The sequence below is a fragment of the Variovorax sp. FW305-3-2-15-B-LB1 genome (assembly GCF_058787635.1).
This window is the reverse complement of record NZ_JBYSZY010000049.1, coordinates 1-15,367: the sequence shown is the minus strand read 5'-3', so window position 1 is coordinate 15,367 and position 15,367 is coordinate 1. Positions and strand designations below refer to the sequence as shown.

Genomic DNA, 15,367 nt, shown 5'->3' with positions numbered 1-15,367 from the left:
CCGGGCGACAATGGGGGGCTCCGGCGAAAGTCCATTTCGCCCAATGAAATTTCAGCCCTCTCGACAACCCAGAACCTACGGAAGCAAGCGCATGAGCACGAAGCAACCCACCATCGTCTACACCCTCACCGACGAGGCGCCCCTGCTGGCGACCTACGCCTTCCTGCCCATCGTGCGCGCCTTCACGGCTCCGGCCGGCATCAACGTGACGACGAGCGACATCTCGGTGGCCGCCCGCATCCTGGGCGAGTTCCCCGAATTCCTGAGCGACGACCAGAAGGTGCCCGACAACCTGGCCGAGCTGGGCAAGCTCACGCTCAAGCCCGAAGCCAACATCATCAAGCTGCCCAACATCAGCGCCTCGGTGTCGCAGCTCAAGTCGGCCATCAAGGAACTGCAGGGCAAGGGCTACAAGATCCCCGACTACCCGGAGAACCCGACCTCGGACGAGGACAAGGACATCCGCACGCGCTACAACAAGTGCACCGGCAGCGCCGTGAACCCCGTGCTGCGCGAAGGCAACTCCGACCGCCGCGCGCCCCGCGCCGTGAAGGAATACGCCCGCAAGAACCCGCACAGCATGGCCGAGTGGAGCCAGGCCTCGCGCTCGCACGTCTCGCACATGCACGGCGGCGACTTCTATCACGGCGAAAAGTCCATGACCCTGGACCGCGCGCGCAACGTCAAGATGGAACTGCTGACCAAGAGCGGCAAGACCATCGTGCTCAAGTCCAAGGTCGCCCTGCTCGACCGCGAGATCATCGACTCCATGTTCATGAGCAAGAAGGCGCTGCTGGCCTTCTATGAAAAGGAAATCGAAGACGCGCACAAGACCGGCGTGATGTTCTCGCTGCACGTGAAGGCCACCATGATGAAGGTCTCGCACCCCATCGTGTTCGGCCACTGCGTGAAGATCTTCTACAAGGAAGCCTTCGAGAAACACGGCAAGCTGTTCGACGAGCTGGGCATCAACGTCAACAACGGCATGGTCGACCTGTACAACAAGATCGCCACGCTGCCCCAGAGCACGCAGGACGAGATCAAGCGCGACCTGCACGCCTGCCACGAAGGCCGCCCCGAGCTGGCCATGGTCGACTCGGCCAAGGGCATCACCAACTTCCACTCGCCCAACGACGTGATCGTGGACGCCTCGATGCCCGCCATGATCCGCAACGGCGGCAAGATGTGGGGCGCCGACGGCCGCCTGAAGGACGTCAAGGCCGTGATGCCCGAATCGACCTTCGCCCGCATCTACCAGGAGATCATCAACTTCTGCAAGTGGCACGGCGCCTTCGACCCCAAGACCATGGGCACCGTGCCCAACGTCGGCCTCATGGCCCAGAAGGCCGAAGAGTACGGCTCGCACGACAAGACCTTCGAGATCCCCGAAGACGGCGTGGCCAACATCACCGACCTGGACACCGGCGAAGTGCTGATGAGCGAAGACGTGGAGAAGGGCGACATCTGGCGCATGTGCCAGGTCAAGGACGCCGCGATCCGCGACTGGGTGAAGCTGGCCGTGAACCGCGCGCGCAACTCCGGCATGCCGGTCGTGTTCTGGCTCGACGCCTACCGCCCGCACGAGGCGCAGCTGATCACCAAGGTCAAGATGTACCTGCACGAGCACGACACCACGGGCCTGGACATCCAGATCATGAGCCAGGTGCGCGCCATGCGCTACACGCTGGAGCGCGTCGTGCGCGGCCTGGACACCATCAGCGCCACCGGCAACATCCTGCGCGACTACCTGACCGACCTGTTCCCCATCATGGAACTGGGCACCTCGGCCAAGATGCTGTCGATCGTGCCGCTCATGGCCGGCGGCGGCATGTACGAGACCGGCGCGGGCGGCTCGGCCCCCAAGCACGTGCAGCAGCTGGTGGAAGAAAACCACCTGCGCTGGGACTCGCTCGGTGAATTCCTCGCGCTGGCCGTGAGCCTGGAAGACCTGGGCCTGAAGACCGGCAACGCGCAGGCCAAGATCCTGGCCAAGACGCTCGACGCCGCCACCGGCCAGCTGCTGGACAACAACAAGAACCCGTCGCCCAAGACCGGTCAGCTGGACAACCGCGGCAGCCAGTTCTACCTGGCCATGTACTGGGCCCAGGAACTCGCCGCGCAGACCGAGGACAAGGAGCTGCAGGCCAAGTTCAAGAAGCTGGCCGAGGCACTCACCGCCAACGAGAAGAAGATCGTCGACGAACTCGCGGCCGTGCAGGGCAAGGCCGTGGACATCGGCGGCTACTACCTGGCCGACCCGAAGAAGTACGAAGCCGTGATGCGCCCGAGCGCCACGCTGAACGCGGTGCTGGCACCGGCGGTCTGATTCCGCTGCGTTGCACCTTTCCGGGCCTGACCAGGCCCGGAAGTGCCCACACCAACGGCCTGTCGCTCGCGCGGCGGGCCGTTGGTCTTTGTGCGCGACTAGACTCCGATTTCTCCCGCCCCCACTGCACGCAAGAAAGAAAGGCAGGCCCCTCATGAAACGCCATTGGCTTGCTATTGCCGCCGCCTGGCCCCTGCTCATGGCCGCCGGCGGCGCCCATGCCCAGAGCCCTACTCAGAGCAACTGCGAAACGCTGCGCGCCCAGATCGAAGCGAAGATCGCCGCGTCGGGCGTGACGAACTTCAGCGTCGTCACCGTCGATGCCGCCGCCACGGCGAGCGGCCAGGTGGTGGGCAGCTGCGAGCTGGGCACGAAGAAGATCGTCTACCAGCGCGAAGGCGGCGCGGCCTCGCCGGCCCCGAGCGCCACCTCGGCGCCCGCATCGCGCGGCGAGCCCATCCTCACCGAATGCAAGGACGGCTCGGTGTCCATGGGCGGCAGCTGCAGGCCCTGAGGGCCGGCATCCCATGGCCTGGTCCGCCCTGCGCCTCTTCTTCGGCCTGCTGACCCTCGTGGCGATCGGCTGGCAGCTGGCGATCCATGTCCGCATGGGTTTCGACGTCGTCAACTTCTTCAGCTTCTTCACCAACCTCTCGAACCTGCTCGCGGCCATCGTGCTGGTGCTCGGTGCGCGCCGCCTCTGGCGGCCGGCGTCCACGGGGCCCGACGAGGGGCTGCGCGCCCTGTCGGCCGTGAACATGGTCGTGGTCGGCATCGTCTTCTCGCTGCTGCTGCGCGACGTCGACCTCGGCGCGCTGCGGCCGTGGATCAACACGCTGCTGCACCACGTCATGCCGTGCGTCGTGCTGCTCGACTGGTTGCTGCAACCGCCGCGCACGCGCCTCGGCGGCCGGCAACTGCTGTGGACGCTGGTCTTCCCGATGGCCTACCTGGTCTACACGCTGGTGCGCGGCAGCCGCACGGGCTGGTACCCCTACCCTTTCCTCAACCCCGCCAACGTGGGCGGCTACGGCGGCGTGGCCCTCTACGCAGCAGGCATCGCGCTGACCTTCGGGTTGACGGGATGGGGGCTGCTGGCGTTGGGGAACCGGCTGGGCCGGCGCGCCTGACGCGGCCCCGCGCACGACCCGCCTGTTTCTGCATTTCGCAGGATCAGGCAAAAACCTCGTTCGATCCGGATACCGCCTCCGGCCCCTTCGGCCCGAGACTCCTCTGCATGCCCGGCGCACCCTTCGCGCCGTGGCGCATCGACCCGCATGAGGAGTTTTGTATGAGTGCAATCCAGGACACAGTGGTTCTCGTCACCGGCGCCAGCAGCGGCATCGGCGAGGCGACGGCGCGGCGGCTCGCGCGGCGCGGCGCCCATGTGGTGCTCGGCGCGCGCCGCACCGAACGGCTCGCGGCGCTCGCTGCCGAGATCAATGCCACCGGCGGCTCGGCGAGCTTCCGGCGGCTGGACGTGACGCACCGGCCCGACATGGAGGCCTTTGCCGAGTTCGCCCTCGACACGCACGACCGCATCGACGTGCTGGTGAACGCCGCCGGCGTGATGCCGCTGTCGCCGCTGTGGCAGCGCAAGATCGAGGAGTGGGAGCTGATGATCGACGTCAACCTGCGCGGCATGCTGCTGGGCGTGGCGGCCGTGCTGCCCACGATGCAGGAGCAGGGCTGGGGCCACATCGTCAACGTCGCGCCGGTGGCCATGGGCGGCGCCACGCCCGACTCGGCCGTGTACCACGGCACGCAGTACGCGGTGCAGTCGATCTCCGAAGGGCTGCGGCGGGAACACGCGGGGCGCGTGCACGTCTCGCTGGTGAGCCCCGACGTGGCCGAGGCCGCCGACCCGCTGGCCGAGCGCATCGCCGACAGCTACGCCTTCGAGCGCATGCGCACGCGGCGGCGGCTGACGACGCCGGTCGACGGCGTGGCGCGTGCCATTGCGGGTGCGATCGAGGGCGCACGCTACGGCATGGCCGGCCCCGGCTGGCGCCCGGCCCCGACGCCGCGGCCGAAGCCCGCGGCGCCGGTGTACTGACTGAACGCCGAACGTCAGTAGCTCTTGTACGGCAGGAACTTGCCCGACAGCACCACGTTGACGCGGTCGCCCTTCGGGTCGGGCTGGCGCTGGATGTCCATGCTGAAGTCGATGGCGCTCATGATGCCGTCGCCGAACTCCTCGTGGATCAGTTCCTTGATGGTCGTGCCGTACACGCTCACCACCTCGTACCAGCGGTAGATCAGCGGGTCGGTGGGCACGGGCGTGGGCAGCGAGCCCTTGTAGGGCACGACCTGGAGCCACTTCTGCTCCTCGGGCGTGAGGCCGAAGATCTTGCCGATGACCTTGGCCTGCTTGTCATCGAGCGTCATCTGGCCGAGGCAGGCGGCGGTGGTCCACTCCTTCGACAGGCCGACCTTTTTGGCCACGTCGGCCCACTGGATGCCCTTGGACACCTTCACGGTGATGATCTTCTCGGTGACGTCGTTGCGGTTCATGCGGCTTGGCTCCTGGGTATGAAGGGATGCGACAGGGCAAGCAACAGGCATGCCCGTTGCCGCACCCTGCGCCTCAGCGCTCCCAGCGGAACTTGCGCTCCGATTCCGCGATGGGCTGGTCGTTGATGCTCGCGTAGCGCCTTTGCATCAACCCGTTCTGCGCAAACTCCCAGTTCTCGTTGCCGTGACTGCGAAACCACTGGCCCGCGGCGTCGTGCCATTCGTATTCGAAGCGCACCGCGATGCGGTTGTCCATGAAGGCCCACAGCTGCTTCTTCAGGCGGTAGTCGTGCTCGCGCTCCCACTTGCGCGACAGGAACGCCACCACCTGCGCGCGGCCGTTGACGAAGTCGGCGCGGTTGCGCCATTCGGTGTCGGGCGTGTAGGCCAGGCTCACGCGCGCGGGGTCGCGCGAGTTCCAGGCGTCTTCGGCGGCCTGGACTTTCTGGAGGGCGGATTCGAGGGTGAAGGGCGGCAGCGGCGGGCGGGATTCCATGGCGGTCTTTCAGTCAAAGAAATGAAGTGATGAAGGTCCGCAATGTGCCACGAGTAGACAGACCTGTCTACATGCCTACAATCGCCGCATGGACATCTCTGCATTGCCCGCGCGCGAGCGCATCCTGCTCACGGCGCACGAGCTCTTCTATGCCGATGGCATCCGCGCCACGGGCATCGACCGCGTGATCGCCGCGTCGGGCGTCACCAAGGTCACTTTCTATCGGCACTTTCCGTCGAAGGACGACCTGGTGCGCGCCTTTCTCGACCACCGGCACGGCGTGTGGATGGCCTGGTTCGTCGATGCGCTGGGCCGTCGCGACGCGCAGCAACGCATCGCGCAGGGGCAGGCGCTGCCGGTGCTGGCCGACGTGATGGCCGAGTGGTTCGCCGACCCGCTGTTTCGGGGCTGTGCCTTCATCAACTCGGTGGTGGAAGTGGGGGCCAGCGTGGCCGGCGCCGCCGACATCGCGCGCGAGCACAAGCGCGAGATGGTCGAGGTGATCGCCGGCCTGCTGCCCGACGGCCCGCAACGCATGGCCGTTGCACAGGCGGCCGCGCTCGGCGTCGACGGCGCCATCGTCAAGGCGCAGATGGGCGATGCGGCCCTGGCGCGCGAGGCGGTCGACGACCTGCGGCGGCTGCTCGATGCGCTGGTCGCCCTTCGATAACATCGCATCGCTCACTCCCTTCCAAGAAACACATGGCATCGACGCGACTCCCCTCGACCCAGGGCCTGCAGGCCTTCGAGGCCGTCGCGCGGCTGCGCAGCGTGAACCTGGCGGCCGAGGAGCTCAGCGTGACGCCCAGCGCCGTGAGCCACCGCATCCGCCAGCTCGAGACGCAGCTCGAGCTCAAGCTCTTCACGGGCAACGACTTCGGCCTGAGCGCCGACGGCGTGGCCTACCTGGCGCGCGTGCGCGAGGCCATTGCGGCGTTGCAGCAGGTGCCGGGGCGCGAGCCCGCGTCGCAGGTGCGGCGGCTGCGCGTGGCGGTCACGCCCACCTTCTCGCGCCAGATGCTGCTGCCCCGGCTGGCCGAGTTTCGCGACGCCTACCCGACCATCGAGCTGATGCTGCAGGTGACCATGCCGGTGCGCAACTTCACGGCCGAAGACGCCGACATCGAGCTGCGCTTCGGCACCGGCCCGTTCCACGACCGCGAGTTCTGCCAACTGCTGGCCGACGACGTCTCGCCGGTGTGCAGCCCGGCCTACCTGGAACGCCACGGACCCTTCGAGCAGCACTTCTCGACCGACGCCGAGGTGGCGCGCGTGCAGATGCTGCGCACGCCGCTGGAGTCGTGGCGCATCTGGTTCAAGGCCTGCGGCATCGGCCTTCCCGAGCCGGCCGTGGGCCACCAGTTCAACGACCTGGGCCTGGCGCTCGATGCGGCCGCCGAAGACTTCGGCGTGGTCCTCATGCACCTGCGGCTGGGCCGCGCCTGGCTCGACAACGGCCGGCTGGTGCGCCTGTCGCCGCACAGCGCGCCCTCGCCCAACGCCTACTTCCTGTGCTGGCGCCCCGGCACCATGGAACGCTGGGAATGCGCCACCTTCGTCGAATGGCTGCGCCAGGCGCTGCGCGAGCCGGGCTGAATAATTTTCAGCCGGGGTGTGGGCTTTTTTCAGGTCGCCGGCGCGTTTCCCCTGCAGACTCGACCCCCGGCGCTGCCGTGGCCCACACAGGCCGCAGCCCGCCGCGCCCCCCATAACACCAGCCAGGAGACTCCCCCGTGCCCGACCTTTCCAAGATCACCTGCATCGAAGACCTGCGGGCGATCGCCCAGCGGCGCGTGCCGAAGATGTTCTACGACTACGCCGACTCCGGCGCCTGGACCGAGGGCACCTACCGCGCCAACGAGAGCGACTTCCAGAAGATCAAGCTGCGCCAGCGCGTGGCCGTGAACATGGAAGGCCGCTCCACCCGCACCACCATGATCGGCCAGGAGGTCGCCATGCCCGTGGCCATCGCGCCCACGGGCCTGACCGGCATGCAGCACGCCGACGGCGAAATTTTGGGCGCGCGCGCGGCCAAGGCCTTCGGCATTCCGTTCACGCTCTCGACCATGAGCATCTGCTCGCTGGAAGACATTGCCGAGAACACCGACCGCCACCCCTTCTGGTTCCAGCTCTACGTGATGAAGGACCGCGACTTCATCGAACGCCTGATCGACCGCGCCAAGGCCGCCAACGTGTCGGCGCTGCAGCTCACGCTCGACCTGCAGATCCTCGGCCAGCGCCACAAGGACATCAAGAACGGCCTGTCGACGCCGCCCAAGCCCACGATCAAGAACCTCATCAACCTGGCGACCAAGCCGCGCTGGTGCATGGGCATGCTGGGCACCAAGCGCCGCACCTTCGGCAACATCGCCGGCCACGCCAAGGGCGTGAAAGACCTGTCGTCGCTGTCGTCGTGGACCGCCGAACAGTTCGACCCGGCCCTGAGCTGGGCGGACGTCGAATGGATCAAGAAGCGCTGGGGCGGCAAGCTGATCCTCAAGGGCATCATGGACACGGAAGACGCACGCCTGGCCGTGGCCAGCGGCGCCGACGCGCTCATCGTGTCGAACCATGGCGGCCGCCAGCTCGACGGCGCGCCGTCCTCCATCGCCGCGCTGCCGGCCATCGCCGATGCCGTGGGCAGCCAGATCGAGGTGTGGATGGACGGCGGCGTGCGCAGCGGCCAGGACGTGCTCAAGGCCCGCGCGCTCGGCGCGCGCGGCACGCTGATCGGCCGCAGCTTCCTGTACGGCCTGGGCGCCTACGGCCAGGAAGGCGTGACGCGCGCACTGCAGATCATCCACAAGGAACTGGACATCACGATGGCCTTCTGCGGTCGCACGCAGATCGACGATGTGAAGTCGGACATCCTGTTGCCGGGGACGTTCTGAGGGGCGGCTGAAGGCCCCGTCGAGGGCGGGCCGATTCGGCGCGGAGTGCTCAGCGCGACGCGAGGCTTTCCATGTAGACGCAGAACATGTCGGCCATCGCGCCCGCCCAGGCCTCGATCTCGGCGTCGGTGCGGGGGCGCTCCGAGAACTCTTTCCCCACGGCGCTGAGCGTCGCCACGATCAGGTCGCCTGCCATTTGGCGCGTGGCATCGGAAGCCGCTGGCAGCGCCTCCTGCATGAACACGCGGACGATCTCGTCACCGGCGGCGCGCACCTCTTGTGCCTCGGGTGCGTCGCGGTAGAACGGCGCGGCGTCGTCGAGCGCCGTTCGCACATCGGCCTCTTCGCATTCGGAGCGCACGAACGCATGCGTCAGCAGGCGCAGGCGCTCCAACGCGGGACGCTGCGTGTCCCCGAGGATGCCGCGCATCAACTCCGTGGTCTGCCGCCATTCATCGCTCTGCAAGCGGAACAGGATCAACGCCTTGTTCGGGAAGTACTGGTACACCGACCCCACGCTCACACCCGCGCGTTCGGCCACGCGCGTCGTCGTGAAGCGGCGCACGCCTTCTTTCGCCAAAACCTGAATGGCTGCCTGAAGAATGGCCCCAAGAAGGTCGGCCGAGCGCGCCTGCTTGGGCTGCCTGCGAGAGGAGATCGGGGTGCTTCGACGATCGATCATGGGAGCGTGGCGGAACGCGAATGGAAAACATGAAGGGTTCTTCATAGTATTTCCCATCTGCTTTTCACACGAAAGAACCCCGTGACCACCTTGACCACCGCACCCCTGGCGCCCTTGCTGGACCGCCTGTTCCAGGAGGCCAGCCCGGCCATCGCCGACGTCAGTCCGGAGGAACGCCACCGGCTGATGCACAGCAAGACCGAGTACATCGCGCTCTACAGCCGGCTCAAGGACCTGTGGCTTCCGGTGTCGCGCGAGACCGGCGTGCTGCTGTACCAGTTGGCGCGCAGCACGAACGCGCGCCACATCGTGGAGTTCGGCACCTCCTTCGGCCTGTCCACCCTGTACATGGCCGCGGCGCTGCGCGACAACGGCGGCGGCCGCCTGATCGGCAGCGAGTTCGAGCCCACGAAGGTCGCCAGGGCGCGCGCGCACCTGGCCGAAGGCGGCGTGGCCGACCTGGTCGAGATCCGCGAAGGCGATGCGCTGCAGACGCTGGCCGTCGACCTGCCAGCCTCCATCGACCTCTTGCTGCTCGATGGCGCGAAGGCGCTCTACCCCGACGTGCTGGCGCTGGTCGAGCCGCGCCTGCGGCCGGGCGTGCTGATCGTGGCGGACAACGCCGACCACAGCCCGGAGTACCTGGCGCGCGTGCGCTCGCCTGACAGCGGGTATCTGTCGGTGCCGTTCGGCGGTGACGTGGAGTTGTCGATGCGGTTGGGGTGAGGCTTTTTTCGCAACCTCCATCGAAGAGAGATTGCAATAAAAAAACGAGGGGTCGTCGGCAGCTCGATGGTCTCTCGTGATCCTACGGGCCGCCGATCTTCGAGAAGGTCGCGCCATAGCGAGTGAGGCAAGCGGTTGCGGCGGTGGTCTCAGGTACCAGCGTGGTGACCATGCGCCGCTCCTTCATGCGCGAGATGGTGACGATTCCATCGTCTCGCAATTCCGCAGCCATCAGCTTGTTGGTCATTGAGATGGAATCTACCCGGTAGCCCCATGCACGCTTGACGAGCCTTGCCTGAGAAAACGCTGCGTAATTCATCACCGTGTCCCATCCGTCGAAGATGCAGTCGGCGAGAAGCCCTTGTTTGCTCGGGTCATAGCGCCCCTCGATGATGGTCTCGAACGTCTCAGCCGTCATTGCGATCGGATACTGCGTGCAGCCCGATATCGCCATCAAGGCCGTGATCGAGGCCCAGATCTTCCAACGAGATTTCATTCGCTCTTCGCTCCTGGTTATGGGGGCGACAGCATAGCGTGACACATTGGCTGGTGCCCCAACTTGCGCGTGCACAACCCGATCTCGCCGCACATGAGCGAACGCACGGAAACCCCGCGGGCCTGGGAAGCGGCGTTCGTGAAGCAAGAGACGATCTACCTCCCGCTGGTGACACGCGGTCTGCAAGTGGCAGCCGCGGCCATGCGGCATCACCTACAGGCGTCGCGCGTCCGATGGAGCGGAGAGTCCGTCGCACCGGGCGGCTGACGCCAGCCGACAACCTCAGTCCGCGTACACCCCCGCCGCCTTGATGATCGGGCTCCATTTCGCAATCTCCGCCGCCACGAACTTCTTGTGGCCCTCGGGTTCGATGCGGCCGTCGGTGGCGACCACGGCGCCGAGTGCTTCCTCGCGCTTGATGAAGTCGGCGTCCTTCAGTGCCGCCTTCAGCGCGTCGCTGATCTTCTTGAGCACCGGCGCGGGCGTGCCCTTGGGCGCGTACAGGCCGTGCCAGATCGTCACCTGGAAGTTCTTCAGGCCGGCCTCGTCGAGCGTGGGCAGGTCTTTCAAGAGCGGCGTGGTCAGGCGCTTGGGCGTGGTCACGGCATAGGCTTTGACCTTCTTCGCCTCGATCTGCGGCGAGGTGTTGGTGCTCTGGTCGCACAGGAGGTCGATCTGGCCGCCGATCAGGTCGGTGATGGCGGGTGCCGTGCCCTTGTAGGGCACGGGCGTCATCTCGGTCTTCGTGGCGCTCTGGTAGAGCAGGCCGCACAGGTGCGCGGCCGAGCCGATGCCCGCGTTGCCCAGGTTGATCTTGCCCTTGTTGGCGGCGATCCAGGCGGTCAGTTCCTTGTAGTTGGTGGCCGGCAGGCTGGGCTTGGCGATGAGCGTCATGGGCACGTCGTTGACGATGCCCAGGTACTCGAAGTCGGTCTCGACCTTGAACGGCACGTTGCGCACCAGCGTCGGCACGGTCGCCATCGCGATGTGGTTGAGCAGCAGCGTGTAGCCGTCGGGATTGGCGCGCGCGACCTTGGCCGCGCCGATGGAACTGCCCGCGCCGGGCACGTTGTCGATGATGACGCTGGCGCCGCCCAGCGGCTTGCGCAGCGCCTCGGCGAGATCGCGCGCGACGCGGTCGGTCGGACCGCCGGCCGCGAAGGGCACGACGATGGTCACGGGCTTGCCTGCGGGAAAGTCTTGCGCGTGGGCGCATACAGCAAGGGCCAGCGCCGCGAGGGCGAACAGTTTTTTCATGGAAGTCTCCGTCAAGGTCAAAAAGAAAATCAGGGCGCGCGCGAAGGCACGCGGCTTTCGAGCGTGGGTGGTTGCCACTCCGGCTGGATGTGGCAGCCGTTCTTGCCGTCGGTGTCGTAGCGCGGCATGAGCGCCACGCAGCGTTGCGCCAGGCTCTGGGGCGTGGGCTTCTCGCCCTTGTCGATCCAGTCGAGCAATGCGCCGAAGAGCGCGGGGTATTCCGAATCGCTGAGGTAGCTGTGCTCGCGCTCGGCGCTGAAGCTCTGCACCAGGTGCCCGCCGGTGCCGGCCGCATCGCGGATGCGGCGGTAGGCGTTCTCGAGTTCGACAAACGCCGTCGGGTCGTCGATGGCGTGCAGGCCGACGGTGGGCAGCGAGGTGCGGCCGGTGGGCTGGCTGTCGGCCGCGAGCGCGCCCTGGGCCTGCGGGTCCGCGGCGTAGCGCAGCACGCCGGCGTTGAGCGCCGCATCGTCGCTCGAGCCGCTGTAGACCACGCCGATGTTGCCGAAGGGGTTGCGGCCCTTCAGGCGCTGCTGCACGAGGTCCTGGAACAGCCACGTCGCCCAGTTGAGATGGCCGACGAGCGAGCGCTCGGGGATCTTCACGACCGAGAGAATCGTCTTCAGCCGCGCCGCCTGCTCGGGCGTGCGCTGCGCGGCCGGCGTGCCGACGCCGGTGCAGTCCTTGACGCGCGCCGCGAGGTCCCTGCGCGTGAGCTTCGCGTCCATCGGCAGGCCCATCCACAGCGGGTACTGCGGCTCGTCGGGCTTGGGGTGGTTGCGGCAGACGTACTGGTACACCACGCGCAGGTCGAGCCGGAAGTCGTAGGCGCTGTTGCCGCCGCCGAGCACGCCGCTGGTGAGCAGCAGGCCGTCGTAGGGCGACTTCGCATCGCCCACCGGCGCATAGAGCTCGGCCGCCTTCGCCGCCACGCCCGCGCCGTAGCTCTGCCCATGCAGCAGCGTGCGCTGGGGCGTGCCGAAGTGGCGCACGACGATCTGGCGCAGCCGCTCGGTGTCTTGCGCCGCCATCGTCACGCCGTAGCCGCCGCGCCGGTAGGTGGAGCCGGCCCAGGCATAGCCGGCCTTCACGGTGACGGCCCAGCGCTTCAGGTCTTCCTCGCTGCGCGCGAGCTTGGGTGCGCCGGTTTCGGGCCCGCCGTGCGCGTGCATCACGAGCACGCCGCGCTGCCAGTCTTTCGGAATGGCGATCCAGTAGAACGAGCCCACGCCGTCTTCACCGGTGTAGCAGCGCGCGCTCTCCGGCACGGGCGACGGGCAGGCCGTGGGCTTGGGCGCGGTGGCGGGTGCCGCGTGCGCGGACAGCAGCGGCGCGGCGCCCAGCCAAGCGAAGGCGGCAAGTTGCGAGAGGTATTTTTTCAATGGCGTACTCCGAGGTCCAGCGTCGCGTTCGCCCCATCGGTGGTGACGAAGGCCACGACGCCGCTGTTGAAGATGAGATGGCCCGGCCGGCCGGCGCCGGCCTGCGCCACGCCGAGCACCGGCGTGTCGTAGCCCAGCGTGGTGGCCGCGCCGCCGAGGTTGAAGGCCGTGCCGACCACGGTGGCCTCGCGGCTCTCGCCCTTCACGCTGGCCATGGCAAAGCTGCCGTCGGCCGCACCGGGCATCAGCGTCTGCTGCACCGCCAGCAGGCGCAGGCCCGGCTGGATGACGGTGGCTGCGCCGCTGCTGGTGTCGCCCGCCGGCACGGCGGTGGCCACGCGCCGCAGGTACAGCGGCGTGGACACGCCGTTGACCAGCCCGATCACCACCGAGCCGGTGAGCGTGCCGCCCTCGGTCTCGGCGGTGCCGCTCGACGAGGTCGAGGTCGTGTACATGTCGAAGGCGCCGCGCGCCGTGCTGTAGCGGAGGTAGCCCTTCTCGGTGTTCTTGCAGGTCTGGTCGTAGGTCATGAAGCTGTTCGACGCCGGGCTGCGGCAGAACTGGAAGGTGCCCGCATTGCGCAGCCGCCCCGCCGATGAGAACGCCGCCGTGGTGCCCGCGCCGAGCTGTTCCACGCCGGCCGCGTTGAAGATCAGCGACACGCTGCGGAAGTCCGTCGACGGAGACACATTCTGGAAGGTGTTCTGGAACGCCACCAGCGGCGAGAAGCCACTGCCGCTCGGCGGGTTCACGCCGCCCAGCAACACGCCGCCGGCGCCGAAGCTGAACACCGCCCCGCTCTCGCCGCTCGCGTAGCTGCAGCTGCCCTGCGACACGAGCGAGCCGCTGCGCTGCGTGCCGACCCGCGTGGGTTCGTGGCTCGCATCGATGGTGACGGTGTAGGCCAGGGTGGCCGGGTCGATCTGCACCTGCAGTTCCTCGCCGAAGCTGTTGCCGCCTTTGTAGCGCGTTGCGCTCGCCGGCAGGTTGGGGCAAGCCAACGGGTCGCCGACCTCGGTCACGCAGCTGTAGTTGACGGCCGCATCGAGGCTGCCGCTGCCGCGGTACTTGGGCCACGACGGAAACTGGCACAGCGGGCGCGTGCGGCCGTAGCTGCCGGCCACGGCGTCCACCGCCACGGGCGTGGCGGGCGCCAGGCCGGCCTCGACCCAGCCTTCGAGCGCGGCAAGCGAGTCCCAGTTGGGAATGAAGCTTCCGGTGCCGTGGCCCATGCCGGGCACGGTATAGAAGCGCACGTTCTGCGTGACCGCGGCCTGGCCCAGCGTGGCGACGAGCTGCCGGTAGTAGTCGATGGTCGAGTTGGGGCTGATCACCTCGTCGGCCAGGCCGTGCAACATGAGCAGCTTGCCGCCGCGCGCGAAGAAGGGCGCGAGGTTCGGGTCGGTCGCGTCGGTGAGCTTCGACACCTCGGCCACGCGCGACGTGTACGTGCCGGGGTTCTGCGGATCGAAGCTCAGCGTGTTGAAACCGGCATCGCGCGTGACGAAGAACTTCACCCACTGGTCGCCGGTGACGTACATGTTGGCGTCGGCCGAGGTGGCAGGGTTGCCCGGCACCTTGCGTGTGCCGAGGTCGCGCGTGGTGTACGGGCCGGCCACCAGCGCACCTTCGAGCAGGTTGTAGCCGCCCGCGCGCTTCACGCCGTTGGCCAGCGCGTACGTCGTGAACTCCAGCGGCGATTCGATGGCGTGCACCGTGTCGATCTGCGCGTCCGACAGGCAGGTGTCGGCCGTGTCCGCGCCGTTGGGGCAGCGCAGCGACGCGAGGATCTGCGTGTTGAGCTGGCGGCAGCTCTCCACATTGCTCACGATGTTGTCGATCGCGCCGTCGAGCTTGTCGCAGGCCTGCATCGCGGCCTTCTGCACCAGCAGCGTCTCCGTCAGGTTGAGCCAGCCCTTGCCGCCGTCGTTGTACAGCGCGCGGCCCACCGCCACGTTCGACAGGCGCGTGCCGGTGTAGTTGAGCGCGGGCTCGTTGGCGATCACGCCGTCGTAGTCCTGCGGCCAGCGCTGGATGTAGCTCAGCGCGTCGCGCCCGCCGGTCGAAGTGCCGAGGAAGTAGGCGTGCCTGGGCTGCACTGCGTAGCGCGCGAACACCAGCGCCTGCGCCACGTCGCGCGTCTTCTTGAGCGACTGGCCGCCGTAGTTGGCCAGTTGCTCGTCATTGGCCGCGAACTTGCCGTCGGTGATGCTGCTCGACTGGTGGCCCGAGTCGTCGCCGTAGGTCGCGTAGCCCAGCGCCAGCGGCGCGGGCTTGCCGGCGGGGCCGAAGCGGATGACCTCGGTGCCGTCGATCAGCACACCGTCGAAGCCGCCGCCGCCGAAGTGGATGGTCTTCTGGTTCCACTGCTCGGGCAGGTTGACCGCGAAGTGGATGAGCTGCGAAGCCGGGTCCACCGGCGCGATGGTGCCGCGCACGCGGCAGTAGTCGCCCAGCGTGTTGCCCGCGTCGCCGGCGGCCACGGGCGTGGCGCTGGTGACGGTGGCGCCCTGCGTGGGCAGGCTGATCAGCGCGGCGGGCAGGCTCTTGCCGGCCAGGTCGGCGCAGGCCACGACGGGCAGCACGGGCGGGGGCGG

General features: G+C 67.8%; 15 protein-coding genes. 8 read left to right on the top strand and 7 right to left on the bottom strand.

Translation table 11 applies throughout. From position 1 onward, the window contains the following. Positions 1 to 91 precede the first annotated feature (91 nt). The 4 genes from AC3WQR_RS24295 to AC3WQR_RS24280 all read left to right on the top strand — a co-directional run bounded on the left by AC3WQR_RS24295 (position 92) and on the right by AC3WQR_RS24280 (position 4,382). Positions 92 to 2,326, top strand: coding sequence for an NADP-dependent isocitrate dehydrogenase (locus tag AC3WQR_RS24295; protein WP_492744189.1), 2,235 nt, complete (start codon positions 92 to 94; stop codon positions 2,324 to 2,326). A 154-nt stretch (positions 2,327 to 2,480) separates the two neighbouring features. Then, positions 2,481 to 2,840 carry a DUF1161 domain-containing protein gene (locus tag AC3WQR_RS24290; RefSeq protein ID WP_492744186.1) on the top strand — a complete coding sequence of 120 codons (360 nt, stop codon included), beginning with the start codon at positions 2,481 to 2,483 and terminating at the stop codon, positions 2,838 to 2,840. A gap of 13 nt (positions 2,841 to 2,853) precedes the next feature. Then, the gene (locus AC3WQR_RS24285; RefSeq protein WP_492744184.1) at positions 2,854 to 3,456 is read left to right on the top strand and encodes a Pr6Pr family membrane protein; all 603 of its coding nucleotides are present in this window, start codon (positions 2,854 to 2,856) and stop codon (positions 3,454 to 3,456) included. Between the two features lie 161 nt (positions 3,457 to 3,617). Then, positions 3,618 to 4,382, top strand: a complete 765-nt coding sequence (locus AC3WQR_RS24280; protein WP_492744181.1) for an SDR family oxidoreductase — start codon at positions 3,618 to 3,620, stop codon at positions 4,380 to 4,382. Between the two features lie 14 nt (positions 4,383 to 4,396). On the opposite strand, the gene cynS is transcribed toward AC3WQR_RS24280, so the two are convergent. After that, complete coding sequence (cynS, locus tag AC3WQR_RS24275) at positions 4,397 to 4,840, bottom strand: cyanase (RefSeq protein ID WP_095949618.1); 444 nt, start codon at positions 4,838 to 4,840, stop codon at positions 4,397 to 4,399. Between the two features lie 73 nt (positions 4,841 to 4,913). After that, positions 4,914 to 5,336, bottom strand: a complete 423-nt coding sequence (locus AC3WQR_RS24270; protein ID WP_492744179.1) for a nuclear transport factor 2 family protein — start codon at positions 5,334 to 5,336, stop codon at positions 4,914 to 4,916. Positions 5,337 to 5,424: 88 nt separating this feature from the next. Between AC3WQR_RS24270 and AC3WQR_RS24265 the strand changes: the two genes are divergently transcribed. The 3 genes from AC3WQR_RS24265 to AC3WQR_RS24255 all read left to right on the top strand — a co-directional run bounded on the left by AC3WQR_RS24265 (position 5,425) and on the right by AC3WQR_RS24255 (position 8,227). Further along, positions 5,425 to 6,006 carry a TetR/AcrR family transcriptional regulator gene (locus tag AC3WQR_RS24265; protein WP_062478023.1) on the top strand — a complete coding sequence of 194 codons (582 nt, stop codon included), beginning with the start codon at positions 5,425 to 5,427 and terminating at the stop codon, positions 6,004 to 6,006. A 32-nt stretch (positions 6,007 to 6,038) separates the two neighbouring features. Then, complete coding sequence (locus tag AC3WQR_RS24260; RefSeq protein ID WP_070062186.1) at positions 6,039 to 6,932, top strand: LysR substrate-binding domain-containing protein; 894 nt, start codon at positions 6,039 to 6,041, stop codon at positions 6,930 to 6,932. A 137-nt stretch (positions 6,933 to 7,069) separates the two neighbouring features. Beyond that, a complete protein-coding gene (locus AC3WQR_RS24255; RefSeq protein WP_307694872.1) occupies positions 7,070 to 8,227 on the top strand; it encodes an alpha-hydroxy acid oxidase in 1,158 nt (385 codons plus the stop codon). A 49-nt stretch (positions 8,228 to 8,276) separates the two neighbouring features. Here the strand turns inward: AC3WQR_RS24255 and AC3WQR_RS24250 are convergent, their stop codons facing one another. Then, positions 8,277 to 8,909, bottom strand: a complete 633-nt coding sequence (locus AC3WQR_RS24250) for a TetR/AcrR family transcriptional regulator (RefSeq protein WP_492744176.1) — start codon at positions 8,907 to 8,909, stop codon at positions 8,277 to 8,279. A gap of 81 nt (positions 8,910 to 8,990) precedes the next feature. On the opposite strand from AC3WQR_RS24250, the gene AC3WQR_RS24245 reads away from it, so the two are divergent. Next, a complete protein-coding gene (locus AC3WQR_RS24245) occupies positions 8,991 to 9,635 on the top strand; it encodes an O-methyltransferase (RefSeq protein ID WP_492744174.1) in 645 nt (214 codons plus the stop codon). An 82-nt stretch (positions 9,636 to 9,717) separates the two neighbouring features. On the opposite strand, the gene AC3WQR_RS24240 is transcribed toward AC3WQR_RS24245, so the two are convergent. The 4 genes from AC3WQR_RS24240 to AC3WQR_RS24225 all read right to left on the bottom strand — a co-directional run. After that, on the bottom strand, positions 9,718 to 10,131 hold the full coding sequence (locus AC3WQR_RS24240; protein ID WP_159275580.1) for a hypothetical protein: 414 nt from the start codon (positions 10,129 to 10,131) through the stop codon (positions 9,718 to 9,720). 282 nt (positions 10,132 to 10,413) lie between these two features. Then, positions 10,414 to 11,388, bottom strand: a complete 975-nt coding sequence (locus AC3WQR_RS24235; RefSeq protein WP_492744170.1) for a tripartite tricarboxylate transporter substrate-binding protein — start codon at positions 11,386 to 11,388, stop codon at positions 10,414 to 10,416. Positions 11,389 to 11,417: 29 nt separating this feature from the next. Then, a complete protein-coding gene (locus AC3WQR_RS24230; RefSeq protein ID WP_492744168.1) occupies positions 11,418 to 12,770 on the bottom strand; it encodes an alpha/beta hydrolase family protein in 1,353 nt (450 codons plus the stop codon). Continuing rightward, the coding region (locus AC3WQR_RS24225) for a tannase/feruloyl esterase family alpha/beta hydrolase (RefSeq protein WP_492744164.1) at positions 12,767 to 15,367 on the bottom strand (2,601 nt) is incomplete at its 5' end. The genes AC3WQR_RS24225 and AC3WQR_RS24230, both read right to left, overlap by 4 nt.

Coding starts and splice junctions, on each gene's coding strand:
- AC3WQR_RS24260 (WP_070062186.1), top strand. CDS start 6,039: ATGGCATCGACGCGACTCCCCTCGACCCAGGGCCTGCAGGCCTTCGAG.
- cynS (WP_095949618.1), bottom strand. CDS start 4,840: ATGAACCGCAACGACGTCACCGAGAAGATCATCACCGTGAAGGTGTCC.
- AC3WQR_RS24285 (WP_492744184.1), top strand. CDS start 2,854: ATGGCCTGGTCCGCCCTGCGCCTCTTCTTCGGCCTGCTGACCCTCGTG.
- AC3WQR_RS24265 (WP_062478023.1), top strand. CDS start 5,425: ATGGACATCTCTGCATTGCCCGCGCGCGAGCGCATCCTGCTCACGGCG.
- AC3WQR_RS24250 (WP_492744176.1), bottom strand. CDS start 8,909: ATGATCGATCGTCGAAGCACCCCGATCTCCTCTCGCAGGCAGCCCAAG.
- AC3WQR_RS24240 (WP_159275580.1), bottom strand. CDS start 10,131: ATGAAATCTCGTTGGAAGATCTGGGCCTCGATCACGGCCTTGATGGCG.
- AC3WQR_RS24295 (WP_492744189.1), top strand. CDS start 92: ATGAGCACGAAGCAACCCACCATCGTCTACACCCTCACCGACGAGGCG.
- AC3WQR_RS24235 (WP_492744170.1), bottom strand. CDS start 11,388: ATGAAAAAACTGTTCGCCCTCGCGGCGCTGGCCCTTGCTGTATGCGCC.
- AC3WQR_RS24280 (WP_492744181.1), top strand. CDS start 3,618: ATGAGTGCAATCCAGGACACAGTGGTTCTCGTCACCGGCGCCAGCAGC.
- AC3WQR_RS24290 (WP_492744186.1), top strand. CDS start 2,481: ATGAAACGCCATTGGCTTGCTATTGCCGCCGCCTGGCCCCTGCTCATG.
- AC3WQR_RS24270 (WP_492744179.1), bottom strand. CDS start 5,336: ATGGAATCCCGCCCGCCGCTGCCGCCCTTCACCCTCGAATCCGCCCTC.